Origin of the sequence: Streptomyces sp. NPDC005266 (assembly GCF_040607655.1) — a bacterium.
GTDB lineage: Bacteria > Actinomycetota > Actinomycetes > Streptomycetales > Streptomycetaceae > Streptomyces.
In genome coordinates this window covers 130,876-147,341 of sequence record NZ_JBEXHC010000014.1, presented here as the reverse complement: position 1 = coordinate 147,341, position 16,466 = coordinate 130,876, and the positions used below count along the sequence as shown (strand labels likewise).

At 72.0% G+C, this 16,466-nt stretch carries 14 protein-coding genes; 11 read left to right on the top strand and 3 right to left on the bottom strand.

The annotated features are described in order from the left end of the window. Window positions 1-92: 92 nt before the first annotated feature. From ABZU99_RS23710 to ABZU99_RS23680, 7 genes are all read left to right on the top strand, one after another. A complete protein-coding gene (locus ABZU99_RS23710; protein WP_355942667.1) occupies window positions 93-944 on the top strand; it encodes an NTP transferase domain-containing protein in 852 nt (283 codons plus the stop codon). Next, complete coding sequence (locus ABZU99_RS23705) at window positions 941-2,707, top strand: molybdopterin molybdotransferase MoeA (protein WP_356045997.1); 1,767 nt, start codon at window positions 941-943, stop codon at window positions 2,705-2,707. Before ABZU99_RS23710 ends, ABZU99_RS23705 begins: the two co-directional genes overlap by 4 nt. Further along, on the top strand, window positions 2,704-3,759 hold the full coding sequence (locus ABZU99_RS23700; RefSeq protein ID WP_355942663.1) for a potassium channel family protein: 1,056 nt from the start codon (window positions 2,704-2,706) through the stop codon (window positions 3,757-3,759). The genes ABZU99_RS23705 and ABZU99_RS23700 overlap by 4 nt, the downstream gene beginning before the upstream one ends. 10 nt (window positions 3,760-3,769) lie before the next feature. Next, window positions 3,770-4,747: an NAD(P)H-quinone oxidoreductase gene (locus tag ABZU99_RS23695; protein WP_355942661.1), complete on the top strand. Its 978-nt coding sequence runs from the start codon at window positions 3,770-3,772 to the stop codon at window positions 4,745-4,747. A gap of 119 nt (window positions 4,748-4,866) precedes the next feature. After that, a complete protein-coding gene (locus tag ABZU99_RS23690) occupies window positions 4,867-5,310 on the top strand; it encodes a hypothetical protein (RefSeq protein ID WP_356045995.1) in 444 nt (147 codons plus the stop codon). 64 nt (window positions 5,311-5,374) lie between these two features. After that, window positions 5,375-5,938 (top strand): bacterial proteasome activator family protein, encoded by a 564-nt coding sequence (locus ABZU99_RS23685; protein WP_355942657.1) that lies wholly within the window; start codon window positions 5,375-5,377, stop codon window positions 5,936-5,938. Window positions 5,939-6,268: 330 nt separating this feature from the next. Beyond that, window positions 6,269-7,159 carry an NAD(P)-dependent oxidoreductase gene (locus ABZU99_RS23680; RefSeq protein ID WP_356045993.1) on the top strand — a complete coding sequence of 297 codons (891 nt, stop codon included), beginning with the start codon at window positions 6,269-6,271 and terminating at the stop codon, window positions 7,157-7,159. Between the two features lie 31 nt (window positions 7,160-7,190). On the opposite strand, the gene ABZU99_RS23675 is transcribed toward ABZU99_RS23680, so the two are convergent. Next, on the bottom strand, window positions 7,191-8,834 hold the full coding sequence (locus ABZU99_RS23675; RefSeq protein WP_355942651.1) for a protein kinase: 1,644 nt from the start codon (window positions 8,832-8,834) through the stop codon (window positions 7,191-7,193). Between the two features lie 307 nt (window positions 8,835-9,141). On the opposite strand from ABZU99_RS23675, the gene ABZU99_RS23670 reads away from it, so the two are divergent. Continuing rightward, a complete protein-coding gene (locus tag ABZU99_RS23670) occupies window positions 9,142-10,737 on the top strand; it encodes a protein kinase (protein ID WP_356045990.1) in 1,596 nt (531 codons plus the stop codon). 41 nt (window positions 10,738-10,778) lie between these two features. Here the strand turns inward: ABZU99_RS23670 and ABZU99_RS23665 are convergent, their stop codons facing one another. Next, window positions 10,779-11,816: a phosphotransferase gene (locus ABZU99_RS23665; RefSeq protein WP_355942645.1), complete on the bottom strand. Its 1,038-nt coding sequence runs from the start codon at window positions 11,814-11,816 to the stop codon at window positions 10,779-10,781. A 74-nt stretch (window positions 11,817-11,890) separates the two neighbouring features. Beyond that, a complete protein-coding gene (locus ABZU99_RS23660; protein ID WP_356045988.1) occupies window positions 11,891-12,550 on the bottom strand; it encodes a response regulator transcription factor in 660 nt (219 codons plus the stop codon). A 323-nt stretch (window positions 12,551-12,873) separates the two neighbouring features. On the opposite strand from ABZU99_RS23660, the gene pdhA reads away from it, so the two are divergent. From pdhA to ABZU99_RS23645, 3 genes are all read left to right on the top strand, one after another. Next, complete coding sequence (pdhA, locus tag ABZU99_RS23655) at window positions 12,874-14,040, top strand: pyruvate dehydrogenase (acetyl-transferring) E1 component subunit alpha (protein WP_355942639.1); 1,167 nt, start codon at window positions 12,874-12,876, stop codon at window positions 14,038-14,040. Window position 14,041: 1 nt separating this feature from the next. Further along, entirely contained in the window at window positions 14,042-15,022 is a 981-nt protein-coding gene (locus tag ABZU99_RS23650; protein WP_355942636.1) for an alpha-ketoacid dehydrogenase subunit beta, read from the top strand. A gap of 23 nt (window positions 15,023-15,045) precedes the next feature. Then, the coding region (locus tag ABZU99_RS23645; protein WP_356227975.1) for a dihydrolipoamide acetyltransferase family protein at window positions 15,046-16,466 on the top strand (1,421 nt) is incomplete at its 3' end.

The window sequence follows — 16,466 nt, the reverse complement described above, 5'->3', positions numbered from 1 at the left end:
GCGTGCGGGTGCGGGTGCCCGGGGGTGCGCTGTCCGTGGGTGCCTGGGTGCGGGTGCGGGGCCTCCGGGGCGGCGGGGGCCATACTCGTGGGGTGACTCAAGGTGCGTATGACGCTGTGATCCTGGCCGGGGGCGCCGCTCGGCGGCTCGGTGGGGTGGACAAGCCCGCGTTGCGGGTGGGCGGGCGGGCCTTGCTCGATCGGGTGCTGGGTGCCTGCCGCGGTGCCGGGGAGACCGTTGTCGTCGGGCCGCGCAGGCCCACCGTGCGGCCCGTGCGGTGGGCGCGGGAGGAGCCGCCCGGCGGGGGGCCCGTCGCGGCCGTCGCCGCGGGCGTACGGCACACCACCGCTCCCGTTCTTCTCGTGCTCTCCGCAGATCTGCCCTTCCTCACCGAGGAGACCCTCCACGCTCTCCTCACCGGCCTGGGTGAGGCCGAGGGGGTCGTGCTCACCGACTCCGACGGTCGTGAGCAGCCCCTCGTCGCCGCCTACCGCGCCGAGCCGCTGCGGCGGGAGATCGCCCTTCTCGCCACCGAGCACGGCGGTCTCGGCGGGCTGCCGCTTCGGCTGCTCACCGCGGAGCTGACCCTCGGCCGGCTCCATCACCCCAGTGCGTCGTTCGACTGCGACACCTGGGAGGACATCACCACAGCTCGTACGCGGATCAGGGAGCATGGAAGCGTGTTGGACGAATGGATTGCCGCAGTCAAGGCGGAGCTCGGTATCGACCTCGACGTCGACACCACCGCACTCCTCGACCTCGCCCGGGACGCCGCGCACGGTGTCACCAGGCCCGCTGCCCCGCTGACCACCTTCCTCGTCGGCTATGCCGCGGCCCAGCGGGGCGGCGGCCCGGAGGTGCTGGCGGACGCGACCGCCAAGGCCGCCGCGCTGGCCGCTCGTTGGGCCGCCGAGGACGAGACGCCGGAGCAGTCGGCCGGATGACGCACCGGGACCCCAGGGACGCCGACGCGCTCGACCGCGAGGTCGATGAGGCGTTGGCGCTGGCCAACGAGCGCGCCCACCGCGAGTCCCCTTCCTCGCCGGAACGCCGCTCGGTGACCGCCGAAGAAGATTGGGCCGACCCCGCCCTGGATCTGGCCTCCGGCCGGGGCCCTCGCCACGCGGAACCGGACGGCCGAACCGGGGATCGGGCCACCGGGCCGGGTGCCGCCGACGTGACGGGAAGGGGCGGGGGTGCGGGGACGGGGGGCCTGGACGCTGACGTGTATATGTGGCGCCAATCTCCGGGCGACTCAGCGCCTCCGGCCGACGGCGCCGTAAATATGCGGTCCATGCCTCCCGGCCCGCAGGCCCCGCACCCGCACCCGCACCCGCACCCAGGCACCCACGGACAGCGCACCCCCGGGCACTCGCACCCGCACGCGCATCCGCACCCGAAACGCACCCAAGGCGCACCCGCCGCGACCACCTGGCCCGACGCCCGCGCCATCGCCGCCCGCGCCGCCGTCAAGGAGGCCGCGCACGCCGCGCCCGTACCGCGGCCTCTTCCGGAGGCGCTCGGGCATGTGCTCGCCGCGCCCCTTGCCGCGCTCACCGATCTGCCGCCGTTCGACACCTCCGCCATGGACGGCTGGGCCCTGGCCGGGCCCGGGCCCTGGCGGCTGCCCGCCGCCGAGGACGGCGGCGGGCACGGCATTCTGGCCGGTCACGACGGAGCGCCCCCGCTGCCGGACGGGCACGCGGTGCGTATCGCGACCGGCGCCCGCGTTCCACCGGGCGTCACGGCCGTGCTGCGCAGCGAGTACGGGACGGACAGGGGCGACGGCTGGTTGTACGCGGATGCCGCGCATCCCGTCGTCCTCGGCCAGGACATCCGGAACCGCGGTCAGGAGTGCCGCAGTGGCGATCAGCTGCTTCCGGCCGGGACTCTGGTCACCCCGGCCGTGCTGGGGCTGGCCGCGGCCGCCGGGTATGACGAGCTGGCGACGGTGCGCAGGCCGCGGGTGGAGGTGTTCGTGCTCGGCGATGAGCTGCTGCACGAGGGGCTGCCGCACGACGGCCGGATCCGGGATGCGCTGGGGCCGATGCTGGGCCCGTGGCTGCGGGCGCTCGGGGCGGAGGTGGTGGGGACGCGGCGGCTGGCGGACGAGGCCGACGCGGTGTACGCGGCGGTGGCCGAGTCGTCGGCGGATGTGGTGGTGACGACGGGTGGCACGGCGTCGGGGCCGGTGGACCATGTGCACCCGACCTTGCGCCGCCTGGGCGCGGAGCCGCTGGTGGACGGGGTGGAGGTCCGCCCCGGTCATCCGATGCTGCTGGCGCGCCTGGGGCCGGGGAGGCATCTGGTCGGTCTGCCGGGCAATCCGCTGGCGGCCGTGTCGGGGCTGCTGACTCTGGCGGAGCCGCTGATCAGGACGTTGACGGCGCGCCCGGCGCCCGTGTCGTGGCCCGCTCCGCTGGCGGAGCCGGTGCATGGGCATCCGCATGACACCCGTCTCGTTCCGGTGGTCTTCCGGCAGGACGAGGCGCTTCCGTTGCGCTTCAGTGGTCCGGCGATGCTGCGCGGTATCGCGGTGGCCGATGGCCTGGCGGTGATTCCGCCGGGCGGGGCGGTGCGGGGCGTCGAGGTGGAGGTGCTGGATCTGCCCTGGTCGGGCGGCGGGGTGAGCCGCGGGGGCGAGGTGCCGGGCTGCGCGGGCGCGGGAGACGGTGACGGCATATCCCATCTGGAGGGGCCCGCGTGAAGCTGCCCAGTCATGACGCGGCGGCTCGTGCCCCCGAGGACACCAGCCACCGCGTTCATCTGCCGCATTTTCGGGCGGGGCCGCTGTGGCAGGTGGCTCGCCGACTGGTGCTGGCGCTGTTGGTGCTGGTGCTGACGGTCCTGATCGTCTACATGGACCGCTCCGGCTACCACGACAATTCCGATGGCGAGGTCGATTTCCTCGACTCGGTGTACTACTCGACCGTCACACTGTCGACGACGGGCTACGGGGACATCGTCCCGTACAGCGACAGTGCGCGGCTCAGCAACATCGCCCTGGTCACGCCGTTGCGCGTGATCTTTCTGATCATCCTGGTCGGGACCACCCTCGAGGTCCTCGCCGAGCGCACCCGCGAGCAGTACCGCTTGAACCGCTGGAGGTCCGCCTTGCGCGATCACACCGTCGTCATCGGGTTCGGTACGAAGGGGCGGTCGGCGGTGCAGACGCTGTGCGCGACGGGCCTGCCCAAGGAGAGGGTGGTGGTGGTCGACCCGAATCACAAGGTGATCGAGGCGGCGAACGCGGAGGGGTTCGCGGGCGTGGTCGGGGATGCCACGCGCAGCGATGTGCTGTTGCGGGCGGAGGCGCAGCGTGCGCGTCAGTTCGTGATCGCGACGCAGCGCGATGACACCGCCGTTCTGGTGACGCTGACGGCCCGCCAGCTCAACCGGGGGGCGAATATCGTGGCGGCGGTGCGCGAGGAGGAGAACGCGCCGCTGCTGCGCCAGTCGGGGGCCGACGCGGTGATCACGAGCGCGAGCGCGGCCGGCCGGCTGCTGGGCATGAGCGTGCAGAGTCCGACGGCGGGCGCGGTGATCGAGGATCTGATCCAGCAGGGCACCGGGCTGGATCTGGTGGAGCGCACGGTGGTGAAGTCGGAGGTGGGCAAGTCGGTGCGGGAGACGGACGATCTGGTGGTGTCCGTGTTGCGCGGCCATCGGCTGCTGGCGTACGACGATCCGGACGCGAGCCCGCTGCAGGCGGCCGACCGGCTGATCACGATCGTTCGCGCACCGATGGTCCAGGAGTAGCCTCGCGCCCATGCATGCGATCACGATTCCCGAACCCGGCGGCCCCGAAGCGCTTCAGTGGGCCGAGGTCCCCGATCCCGTGCCCGGAGAGGGGGAGGTCCTGGTCGACGTGGTGGCCGCCGGCGTGAACCGCGCCGATGTGCTGCAGCGTCAGGGCGTCTATCCGCCGCCGCCCGGCGCGCCGCCCTACCCCGGTCTGGAGTGCTCGGGCCGGATCGCGGCGCTGGGGCCCGGCGTGACCGGCTGGGCGGTGGGCGACGAGGTGTGCGCGCTGCTGTCGGGCGGCGGGTACGCGGAGAAGGTGGTGGTGCCGTCGGGGCAGTTGCTGCCGGTCCCCGAGGGCGTGGACCTGGTGGCGGCCGCCGCGCTGCCCGAGGTGACGGCGACCGTATGGTCGAACGTCTTTATGATCGCCCATCTGCGGCCGGGCGAGACGCTGTTGGCGCATGGCGGGTCGAGCGGTATCGGCACCATGGCGATCCAGCTCGCGAAGGCGGTCGGGGCGCGGGTGGCGGTGACCGCCGGGGGGCCGGAGAAGCTGGCGGCCTGCCGTGAGCTGGGGGCCGACGTTCTGATCGACTACCGCGAGCAGGACTTCGTGGAGGAGGTCCGCCGGGCCACGGACGGCGCGGGCGCGGACGTCATCCTGGACATCATCGGTGCCAAGTACCTGGCCCGGAACGTGGACGCGCTCGCCGTCAACGGACGGCTGGTGATCATCGGTCTGCAGGGCGGTGCGAAGGCCGAGCTGAACCTCGCCACGCTGCTGTCCAAGAACTGCGCCGTGATGGCCACCGGGCTGCGGGGCCGCTCGCTCAAGCAGAAGGCGGCGATCGTGGCGGCGGTACGGGAGCATGTCTGGCCGCTGATCGCCAGTGGGCGGGTCCGTCCGATCGTGGACCGGACGTTTCCTATGCGGGAGGCGGCCGAAGCGCACCGGCGGCTCGAGTCCAGCGGGCATGTGGGGAAGATCCTGCTGACGGTCTGAGCCCGGGCGTCGTGTGGGCGGGCTGACCGGTCCGAAAGGACGCGCCCGGAATGCCCGGTACGTACCGGCGTGTGACGCTGAGCGCGTCAGACGTGGTTCGGCCCGGGAGGGTGACGACCGTGAACCCCGCACTCCGCACACTGCCCGCCACCGCCCTGCTGGTGGGTCCCGCGCTGCTGGCCGGGCCCGGCGACCACGCGGACGACGGCGGTCTGGCGGGCACCCGCGCGGGGGAGGGCCGTGCGCACCCCGGCCGTGCCGATACGCCCAGCCCCTCGCCGTCGGACGACGACCCGCCCGGCGGGGGGCACGACCAGGACGAGGGGGCGGGACGGCTGCCGCTGATACCCGGCTGGACGCCGTCCTCCCTCCCCGTCCCCGGGAAGCCGGATCGGCAGCAGGCGCAGCGGCTGCCCCGATCCGAACAGGTGTACGGCTCGCAGCGGACCGGCACCGGACCCAGCGACCGGGCGATGCGGGTGCTGCCGCTGGGCACCGGTCTCGCGCTCACCGGACTGGGGCTCGGCCTGGCGTTTTTGGGGCTGCGGCTGCGCCGTCGCTGAGATCGCGCCGATCGGCATGCCCCCTCACCCGCCGTACGAGGTGCCCGTACGGAACAATGGGGGTATGAACCAGCCGATGAACGAACGAGCGCAGGAGAGCCCGCACGTCCTGGTCGTCGGTCCGGACGGCATGGCACTGGGCGGTGCCATTCCTGGCGAGGGCAGCGGTGACGACGAGTCGCGCGAGGTTCCCGTGACGGACATGGTCGAACAGCCGGCGAAGGTCATGCGGATCGGCAGCATGATCAAGCAGCTTCTGGAGGAAGTCCGCGCGGCACCTCTCGACGAGGCCAGCCGGGTCCGGCTCAAGGAGATCCACTCCAGCTCGGTGAAGGAGCTGGAGGACGGGCTCGCGCCCGAGCTGATCGGGGAGCTGGAGCGGCTGTCGCTGCCCTTCACGGACGAGGCGGTTCCGACCGAGGCGGAGCTGCGTATCGCGCAGGCCCAGTTGGTCGGCTGGCTCGAGGGCCTGTTCCACGGCATTCAGACGACCCTGTTCGCCCAGCAGATGGCGGCGCGCGCCCAGCTGGAGCAGATGCGCCGGGCGCTGCCGCCGGGCGTCGGCCTGGGTGAAGAGGGCGAGGTGGCGGGGCCCAAGGGCGACGCCCGCTCGGGTCCGTACCTCTAAGTGGTTACGGCGAAGTCACGTGCTGATCCTTCTCGGTGTCCAAGCCCTCGGCCAGGCCGAACGGCGAGGGATCAGCGGCGAACTTCACCGCATCCGCTTAGCGCTCGACGCGCCTGCCTGTCCCTGTTCGGCGGGCCGCGTCCGGGAAACCCGGAGGCGGCCCGCCGGACTGTTTTCGCAGGCCGACCGGGCCCAGTGGCCCATGATCCGGGCCCGGCACCGGCCCATGACAGGGGGTCGCCCGGTTCCCAGGCTGACGGTGATCGATGCCCCGCAGCAGATCCCGCCGCAGGGCCCGCAGCAGAGCCCGCAGCAGAGAGAGCCACCGTCATGCGCATCTATGTCGCCGGTGCCACCGGCGTCATCGGCCGTCGCCTCGTTCCGCTTCTCGTCGCGGCGGGGCACCAGGTCACCGGGGCCGCTCGCACCCCCGAGGGCGCTGAGCGGCTGCGCGCGCAGGGCGCGTCGGCCGTGGGGGTCGATGCCTTCGACGCCGCCGGCGTGCACCGCGCGGTCGCGGACGCCGCCCCGGACGCCGTCGTCCACCAGCTGACCGCCCTGGCGGGCGGGCGGGGGGACGAGAACGGGCGGATCCGCAGGGAGGGCACCCGCCATCTGGTCGACGCCGCCCACCGCGCCGGGGTCCGGCGCATCGTCGCCCAGTCCATCGCCTGGGCCTATGAGCCCGGTGCCGCCCCGGCAGACGAGACCACCGCGCTGGATGTGGGGGCGCCGCAGCCACGCGCGGCGATGGTCGGCAGTCTGCGGGCGCTGGAGGAGGCGGTCGCCGGGGTCGAGGCGCATGTCGTGCTGCGCTACGGGACGTTCTACGGGCCGGGGACCTGGCATGCGCGCGGCGGGGCGCTGGACGCCGTACTGCGCGGCCGGGCCACGGACGATCCGGGGGCGGCGCTCGTCGGCGGGGCGGTGCCGGGGGACGCGGTCAGCTCGTTCGTCCATGTCGAGGACGCCGCCCTCGCGGCCGTCGCCGCGCTGGGCTGGCCGAGCGGAGCGGTGAATGTGGTCGATGACGAGCCGGCGCCCGCCCGCGAGTGGCTGCCCGCCTTCGCCGCCGCCGTGGGCGCCCCCGCGCCCGCGCCCGTCGAGGGGCCCGGCGCCGGGCGGGAAGGCTGGGAGCGGGGAGCCGACAACACCCGGGCCCGCCGCCTGGGTTGGCGGCCGGTCCACGCAAGCTGGCGGACCGGCTTCACCACGCTGTGAGGCTGCCCATCACGCGGTGAGCGTACGGGGCTTACCCCGGGTTGCCGGTGGAGACGGTCAGCTCGATGGTGTCCGTGTCGGGGTTGTACGGCTCGTAGTTCCGGTACGTGTAATTGAGGACGGTGCCCTTGCCCCACAGATTCTCGTCCTCGGGCACGACGCGGTACTTCCAGCCCGCCGCCCGGATGCACTTCTTGACCGAGTCGATGTAGAGGTTCTGGAAGTCGGGCACGGAGTAGGTGCCCTTATCGTCGCCCTCGTAGGCGTCGGTGCACTTCTCGGTCTCGATCGTCTTCGTCTTGTCGCCCATGCGGAAGCCCGAGGCGGTCGCGGACGGTGAGGCCGAGGTCTTCTTGTCGCCGCCGGTCCCCTTGCTCTCGTTGTCCTTCGAACCGCCGCCGCCGCTGAGGGCGACGACCAGGACCACGGCGAGGACCGCGACCGCCGCGACGACGGCCGAGCCTATGATCACGCGCTTGTTGCTGTTGCCGCCGCCGCCCGCGGGCACCGGAGCCGGGCTGGGCGCGACGTTGTAGGGCGGCGGGGTGCTGGGGCCGCCCGGGTACGACGGGGCCGGGGTGTGGTAGCCCGGCTGGCCGGTCGGCGGCGGGGTGGACGGGCCGAAGGCGCCGTACTGGCCCGGGGCGGGCTGCTGCGGCTGGTACGGGGTCTGGACGCTGCCGGGGCCCGGGGTGGGCGTCTGCTGGTCGATGGGCGGGAAGACCGCCGAGCCGACGCCGGAGCCGCTGCGGGCCGGGGGGCCACCGCTGATGATGATCGGGGAGGCGCCGGTCTGGCCGGTCCGGGTCACCCGCGCGCATTCGTCGCGCATGGCCTCGGCGGTGGGGAAGCGCTCGTTCGGGTTCTTCTTCAGCGCACGGGCGACCAGCGCGTCCACCGCCGGGGGGATGGACTGGTTGATGGAGGAGGGCGCGACCGGCTCCTCCTGGACGTGCGCGTACGCGATGGCGAGCGGGGAGTCGGCGTCGAAGGGCAGCCGGCCGGTCAGCAGCTCGAAGAGCATGATGCCGACGGAGTAGAGGTCGCTGCGCGCGTCGACGCCGCGGCCGAGCGCCTGTTCGGGGGAGAGGTACTGCGGGGTGCCGACGACCATCCCGGTCTGGGTCATGGAGGTGACCCCGGACTGCATGGCGCGGGCGATGCCGAAGTCCATGACTTTGACCACATTACGCTTGGTCATCATCACGTTGCCGGGCTTGATATCGCGGTGAACCAGCCCCATCTCATGGCTGATTTCCAGCGCGGCCAGCACATCGCCGGTGATTTTCAGTGCCTTTTCGGTGGGCATGGCACCGTATTGCCGGACATCGGCGTCCAGAACGGAACGAAGCGGCTGCCCCTCGACGTACTCCATGACGATGTACGGCATGAGCGAGCCGTCTACGGTGTCCTCGCCCGTATCGAATACCGAGACGATGTTGGTGTGCGTGAGCTTCGCAACAGACTGGGCCTCGCGGCGGAAGCGCTCGCGGAAGGACTGCTCGCGTCCCAGCTCCGTGTGCAGCGTCTTGACGGCGACCTGACGGTCCAGCACGGAGTCGTAGGCCAGGTGCACGGAGGCCATGCCGCCTTCACCGAGCAGGTCGCGCAGTTGGTAGCGGCCGCCGGCCAGGGATTGGCCCTGGTACCGGCCCGGTGCGCCGTGCTGGCTCATTTCGTACTTCCCCCTCGGCGCACTCACTGTTCTGACGCGCACGTTTCGACGCATTGATCTTGAGATCTGGATATCGTGGCCAAGTCTGCCCCAGGCCACGGACACGTCAAGCCGCGTGCCCGTTCCGTGACCGGATGCGCAAGAACCCATCACGCGATTTGCATCACTTCACCGTCAGCGGGTTTGATGGCCGGTCCATCACCAACCGATGCGCGGCGCGAAGGCTGTAGCGTGCCCAGTAGGAACCGTACCGCCCGCGGGCGGGGCGATCACCAGACCCCCACCTAGAACGAGACGGCGAGGACCGATGGCACAGACCCAGAGCGCCCAGGGGCCCTCCGAACCTGACGCCAGTGGGTCCGGAATGTCGGACTCGCCAGATGCGTGGGGTAACGGTGGGCTTGTCGGTGATGGGCGATATCGCCTTACCGGCCGCCTCGGCCGTGGAGGCATGGCGGAGGTGTTCGCCGCCGAGGACCTCCGGCTCGGCCGGACGGTCGCGGTGAAGCTGCTCCGCGCCGATTTGGCCGAGGACCCCGTGTCCAAGGCCCGCTTCACCCGCGAGGCACAGTCCGTCGCCGGGCTCAACCACCACGCGGTCGTGGCGGTCTACGACTCCGGCGAGGACGTCGTCGGCCCGAACACCGTCCCGTACATCGTCATGGAGCTGGTCGAGGGCCGGACGATCCGCGATCTGCTGCTCAATGCCGAGGCCCCGCCGCCCGAGCAGGCGCTGATCATCGTCTCGGGGGTGCTGGAGGCGCTCGCCTACAGCCATCAGCACGGCATCGTGCACCGTGACATCAAGCCCGCGAACGTGATCATCACCCACAGCGGCGCCGTCAAGGTGATGGACTTCGGCATCGCCCGCGCCCTGCACGGCGCGCAGTCCACGATGACCCAGACCGGCATGGTCATGGGCACCCCGCAGTACCTCTCCCCCGAGCAGGCCCTCGGCAAGGCGGTGGACCACCGCTCCGACCTGTACGCCACCGGCTGTCTGCTGTACGAACTGCTGGCGCTGCGCCCGCCGTTCACCGGTGAGACCCCGCTCTCGGTCGTCTACCAGCACGTTCAGGACACCCCGGTGCCCCCGTCCGAGATCTCCGGCGGCACGGTCCCGCCGGAGCTGGACGGCCTGGTCATGCGCTCGCTCGCCAAGGACCCGGACGACCGGTTCCAGAGCGCGGAGGAGATGCGCGGGCTGGTGCAGTACGCCCTGCAGATGCTGCAGGAGGCGGGCGGCCACACCGGTGTGTGGAACACCGGCCCGGTCACCCAGCACCTGGGCGGCTCCACGCCGGCCATGGGCATGGGCATGGCCGGCGTGGCCGGTACGAGCGCGATGCCGCACCCGGGCCACGGCGATACCTCCCAGCAGGCGATCATCCCCAGCCGCGGGGGCGACGACGGCGGCTATGACGGCGGTTACGGCGACGGCTCCGGCGGCCGCCGGCGCGGCCGGGGCAAGCTGTGGCTCATCGCGGCGCTCGCCGTGGTGGCCGTGGTGGCCGGAGTCGCGTTCGCGCTGCACGCCGGCCAGAAGAGCGACAACAAGGACCCGGGCAAGTCGCCGACGTCGACCTCGAAGGAGCACAAGACCTCCGAGCCGAGCGACAAGCCGAGCAAGGAGACGTCGGAGCCGACCCCGTCCGACCAGGACACCTCCGGGGACACGGGCGGAGACGGCCCGTACACGCCGAGCTCCGAGCCGTCGCCCTCGTACGACAACCAGTACCCCACGGATCAGCCGACGGACCGGCCGACGGACGAGCCCACCGAGCCGACGGGCGAGCCCACCGACGAGCCGACCGACGAGCCGACGGGCGAGCAGACGACGCCGGGCGGCGGGACCCCTTCCGCGCCGGCCACCGACCCCACCGACGGCGGCCTCACCCCCTGACCCGCACCAGCCACCGGCTGCGGCTGCCGGGCTCGCGCCCGTCAGCCGCAGAAGGCGTCGCGGACCGCTTCGTACTCGCGCGTCCACCACACCACCAGCGCGGCGGCCGCCGGGAACTGGTGATCGGCGCGCCGGTCCCCGCGCTGGTAGCGCCAGCGCAGCATCCAGAAGTCATTGAGCCGCTCCCACCACACCCGGTGCACGGCCGCGGCCATCTCGGCGCTCCCGGCGCCCGCCGTGCAGCGGTACGCCCGCGCGTAGGACCGCACCTTGGTGAGCTCCAGGGTGCCCCCGGGGCGTACGAAGAAGATCGCGGCGGCCCGTACCGCCTCCTCGGCGCGCGGCTGCACCCCCAGCCGGTCCCAGTCGACGATGGCGGCCGGTTCCGTATCGCGGTAGAGCAGATTCAGTGGGTGGAAGTCGCCGTGGACCCAGCCGGTCGCCGGCACGGCGTCGGCCTCCGGGCGGCGGTGCGCGTGCCGCTCCACTAACGCGCGCCGCTCGACCAGGCGGTGCTCGGCGAGTTCGTCGAAGGTGTCCCGCGGCCGGTGGGCCCGGACGATCGTGAGCAACTCGTCGATGACGGCGAAGGTGTCCTCGGGGTCGGCCGCCGCCCCGGGCGGCTGCCGGTCGCTCGTACGGGCCCGCATGACCTGCTCCAGACAGGTGTGCACGACCCCGAGCAGCCCGCCGAGCCGCCAGCACTGGGGGGCGGTCAGCTCACCGCCGTCGCGGTGCCGCCCGTCGATCCACGGGTGCAGGGCGTAGCAGCGGCCGCCGATGACCGCGACCGTGCGGCCGTGGGCGTCGGGGACGGGTGGGGCGACCGGCACGCCGAGCGCGCCCAGCCGCTGCGTCACCCGGTGCTGGCGGGCGATGGCGGTGCGGTCGCCGTCGAGGTGGTGTTTGAGGAAGAACCGGCCGCGGGTGGTGGCGAGGTGGTAGCCGCGGTTGAGCAGCCCCTGGGTGAGCGGCTCGCAGGACACCGCCTCACCGGCGCTGTCGTAGCGGCGGAGCAGGGCGCTCAGGGTTTCCCCGTCGGGAGCGGCCTCGGCGAGGTGGACATGTGAGCGCGGCACTTGCCAGATGTTAGATCACCGGGGATCACCGGCCGGGCGCGGTGTGACGCGGGGGGTGGGTCGGTGCTATGCGCTCAGTGCTTCTCGGCCTGCATCCGGGCGACATAGGCCGCGGCCTGCGAGCGGCGCTCCATACCCAGCTTGGAGAGGAGGCTGGAGACATAGTTCTTGATCGTCTTCTCGGCGAGATGCAGCCGCTCGCCGATCGCCCGGTTGGTCAGCCCCTCCCCGATCAGCAGCAGGATCCGCCGCTCCTGCTCGGTGAGGGCGGCCAGCCGGTCGTCGGGCTTGGCGGTCGCGCCACCGCGCAGCCGCTCCAGCACCCGGGCGGTGGCCGCCTGGTCGAGCAGTGACCGGCCGGCGGCCACGTCCCGCACGGCGGCCAGCAGTTCGCTGCCGCGGATGTCCTTGAGGACATAACCGGAGGCGCCTGCCATGATCGCGTCGAAGAGCGCCTCGTCGTCGGCGAAGGAGGTCAGCATCATGCAGTGGATGTTCTCGTCGCGCGAGCGGATCTCCCGGCAGACCTCGACGCCGCTGCGGTCGGGCAGCCGGATGTCGAGCACGGCGACATCGGGGCGGGTGGCGGTGATCCGGGCCAGCGCCTCGGCCGCGGTGCCCGCCTCGCCGACCACCTCCATGTCCGGCTCGCCGGCCAGCAGGTCGCGCACGCCGCGTCGTACGACTTCATGGTCGTCGAGCAGGAAAATCCTGATTTTTCCTTCTTCCCGCACGGATCCAGTCTCACACACGACGTCTTCCCGTGCCTTTGTCCCGCGGGATAACGTGCGCTTGTCCGGCGGCCTGCGGGGCTGTGACCAGTGGATGTATCCCCATCAGCGCGATTTACTTGGAAATCCAAGCAAAATTGCAGGTCAAGTGGGGTTTCGCAGAGATGCGACGCACTGGGTAACGTGCCTTTTGCAGGGCCAGCCGCCGGGAAACCTGTCACGCCCGGTCGGGCTTCGGCGCACCCACCCCGTGCGCCGGTGTCGTACGGGCGAGCCGCAACTGGCCGCCGGCGGATCCCGGGGGCCGGACAGACGGAGGAGCACACGTGACCGTGGAGAGCACTGCCGCGCGCAAGCCGCGCCGCAGCAGCGGAGCCAAGCGCACCACGAGCGCGCGGAACGCCAAGAAGCAGTCGGCGGATCGCCCCGAGCTCGTACAACTGCTGACCCCCGAGGGCGAGCGGGTCGAGCACCCCGACTACTCCATCGACCTGACCCCCGACGAGCTGCGTGGCCTGTACCGGGACATGGTGCTGACACGGCGGTTCGACGCCGAGGCGACCACCCTGCAGCGCCAGGGCGAGCTGGGCCTGTGGGCCTCGCTGCTGGGCCAGGAGGCGGCACAGATCGGCTCCGGCCGGGCGCTCCATGACTCCGACTACGTCTTCCCCACCTACCGCGAGCACGGTGTGGCCTGGTGCCGGGGGGTGGACCCGACCAATCTGCTGGGGATGTTCCGCGGGGTGAACCACGGCGGCTGGGATCCCAACAGCAACAACTTCCACCTCTACACCATCGTCATCGGCTCGCAGACGCTGCACGCGACCGGCTACGCGATGGGCATCGCCAAGGACGGCGCGGACGCCGCGGTGCTGGCCTACTTCGGGGACGGCGCCTCCAGCCAGGGCGATGTCGCCGAATCCTTCACCTTCTCCGCGGTCTACAACGCCCCGGTGGTCTTCTTCTGCCAGAACAACCAGTGGGCCATTTCCGAGCCCACCGAGCGCCAGACCCGGGTGCCGCTCTACCAGCGGGCCCAGGGCTTCGGCTTCCCGGGCGTGCGGGTCGACGGCAATGACGTGCTCGCCTGCCTCGCGGTCACCAAGGCGGCACTGGAGCGGGCGCGCACCGGCCAGGGCCCCATGCTCATCGAGGCGTTCACCTACCGGATGGGCGCCCACACCACCTCCGACGACCCCACCCGCTACCGGTCGTCCGAGGAGCGCGAGCTGTGGGAGACCAAGGACCCGATCCTGCGGCTGCGCACCCTGCTGACCAACGAGGGACTGGCCGACGACGCGTACTTCGCCGGCCTGGAGGAGGAGAGCGACGCGCTCGCCAAGCGGGTGCGGGAGGCGGTACGCGCCATGCCCGACCCCGACGACATGGCGATGTTCGAGCACACCTACGCCGACGGGCACGCGCTCGTCGACGAGGAGCGGGCTCAGTTCGCCGCCTACCAGGCTTCGTTCGTCTCCGAGGAAGGCATCTGACATGGCCGCCGAGAAGATGTCGCTCTCCAAGGCGATCAACGCGTCGCTGCGCACGGCGCTCGAGAACGACCCCAAGGTCCTCATCATGGGCGAGGACGTCGGCAAGCTCGGAGGCGTCTTCCGGGTCACCGACGGGCTGCAGAAGGACTTCGGCGAGGACCGGGTCATCGACACCCCGCTCGCCGAGTCCGGCATTGTCGGCACCGCGATCGGGCTGGCGCTGCGCGGCTACCGCCCGGTGGTGGAGATCCAGTTCGACGGTTTCGTCTTCCCCGCCTACGACCAGATCGTCACCCAGCTCGCCAAGATGCACGCACGCTCGCTGGGCAAGGTCAAGATGCCGGTCGTCATCCGTATCCCGTACGGCGGCGGCATCGGCGCGGTCGAGCACCACAGCGAGTCGCCCGAGGCGCTGTTCGCCCATGTGGCGGGCCTGAAGGTGATCTCGCCGTCCAACGCCTCCGACGCCTACTGGATGCTCCAGCAGGCCATCGGCAGCGACGACCCGGTCATCTACTTCGAGCCCAAGCGCCGTTACCACGACAAGTCCGAGGTCGACACCTCGGCGATCCCGGGCCCCCTGCACGCCGCCCGGGTGGCGCGGCCGGGGACGGACCTCACGCTGGCCGCCTACGGCCCGATGGTGAAGGTCTGTCTGGACGCCGCCGCGGCGGCCGAGGAAGAGGGCAAGTCGATCGAGGTCGTGGATCTGCGGTCGATGTCGCCGATCGACTTCGACACCGTGCAGCGGTCCGTCGAGCGGACGGGCCGGCTGGTCGTCGTGCACGAGGCGCCGGTCTTTCTGGGCACTGGAGCGGAGATCGCCGCACGCATCACCGAGAGGTGCTTCTATCACCTTGAGGCTCCGGTGTTGCGGGTCGGCGGCTTTCACGCGCCGTATCCGCCGTCGCGGCTGGAGGATGAGTACCTTCCGGGGCTTGACCGGGTGCTCGACGCCGTAGACCGTGCGTTGGCGTACTGAAGGGCTTTGAGGAGATCGTGACGATGACCGCAGTCGAGCAGCGCTTCCGTGAGTTCAAGATGCCCGACGTGGGCGAGGGACTGACCGAGGCCGAGATCCTCAAGTGGTTCGTGGCGCCGGGTGACACCGTGACCGACGGCCAGGTGGTGTGCGAGGTCGAGACCGCCAAGGCCGCCGTCGAGCTGCCCATCCCGTTCAACGGGGTGGTGCACGAGCTGCGCTTCGGCGAGGGCGAGACCGTGGACGTGGGCACCGTGATCATCTCGGTGGACACCCAGCCGGGCGCGGGCGAGGCGCCCGCGCCCGCCCCCGAGGCCGCCGCCGGGCCCGTCGCCGGGCTCGAGCCCGCCAAGCAGCAGGAGGGCCGCCAGGCCAACCTGGTCGGCTACGGCGCGGCGCCCTCCTCCACCAAGCGCCGCCCGCGCAAGCCGGTCCCGGGCGGGCAGCCCCCCGAGGCCGCCGCCCCGGCCGCCGAGTCCGCGCGACCGGAGCCCGCCCCGGCGCGACCGGAGCCCGCCCCGGCGCGACCGGAGCCCGCCCCGGCGCGACCGGAGCCCGGCCCCGAGCTGAACGGCCACGCCGGTCAGGCTCGGGCCGCCCGCCCGCTGGCCAAGCCCCCGGTCCGCAAGCTCGCCAAGGATCTGGGCGTGGATCTGGAGACGGTCGCCCCGAGCGGCCCGGACGGGATCATCACCCGCGAGGACGTGCACGCGGCGGCCGAGGCCGTCGCGCCGGTGGCCGAGGCACCCACCGCGGCCCCCGTGGCCCCCACGGCCCCGTCCGCCGCCCGGGAGCGCCGGGTGCCCGTCAAGGGCGTCCGGAAGGCCACCGCGCAGGCGATGGTCGGCAGTGCCTTCACGGCCCCGCATGTGACCGAGTTCGTGACGGTCGACATCACGCGGACCATGAAGCTGGTCGCCGACCTCAAGCAGGACCCGGACATGGCCGGGCTGCGGGTGAACCCGCTGCTGCTGGTCGCCAAGGCGCTGCTGGTGGCCATCAAGCGCAACCCGGACATCAACGCGACCTGGGACGAGGACAACCAGGAGATCGTCTACAAGGACTACGTCAACCTGGGGATCGCGGCGGCAACCCCGCGCGGTCTGATCGTCCCGAACATCAAGGACGCGGACGCCAAGACCCTGCCGGAACTGGCCGCCGCCCTGGGCGAGCTGGTCTCCACCGCCCGTGAGGGCAAGACCAGCCCGGCGGCGATGTCCGGCGGCACGGTGACCATCACCAACGTCGGCGTCTTCGGCGTCGACACAGGCACCCCGATCCTCAACCCCGGGGAGTCCGCGATCCTCGCCCTCGGCGCCGTCAAGCTCCAGCCGTGGGTCCACAAGGGCGAGGTCAAGCCGCGTCAGGTGACCACCCTGGCGCTCTCCTTCGACCACCGGCTGGTCGACGGCGAGTTGGGGTCCAAGGTGCTCGCGGACGTCGC

What these genes read in the sequence shown, in the direction of transcription:
- ABZU99_RS23705 (WP_356045997.1), top strand. Translation starts at nt 941, where the DNA reads ATGACGCACCGGGACCCCAGGGACGCCGACGCGCTCGACCGCGAGGTC.
- ABZU99_RS23695 (WP_355942661.1), top strand. Translation starts at nt 3,770, where the DNA reads ATGCATGCGATCACGATTCCCGAACCCGGCGGCCCCGAAGCGCTTCAG.
- ABZU99_RS23685 (WP_355942657.1), top strand. Translation starts at nt 5,375, where the DNA reads ATGAACCAGCCGATGAACGAACGAGCGCAGGAGAGCCCGCACGTCCTG.
- ABZU99_RS23680 (WP_356045993.1), top strand. Translation starts at nt 6,269, where the DNA reads ATGCGCATCTATGTCGCCGGTGCCACCGGCGTCATCGGCCGTCGCCTC.
- ABZU99_RS23675 (WP_355942651.1), bottom strand. Translation starts at nt 8,834, where the DNA reads ATGAGCCAGCACGGCGCACCGGGCCGGTACCAGGGCCAATCCCTGGCC.
- ABZU99_RS23670 (WP_356045990.1), top strand. Translation starts at nt 9,142, where the DNA reads ATGGCACAGACCCAGAGCGCCCAGGGGCCCTCCGAACCTGACGCCAGT.
- ABZU99_RS23650 (WP_355942636.1), top strand. Translation starts at nt 14,042, where the DNA reads ATGGCCGCCGAGAAGATGTCGCTCTCCAAGGCGATCAACGCGTCGCTG.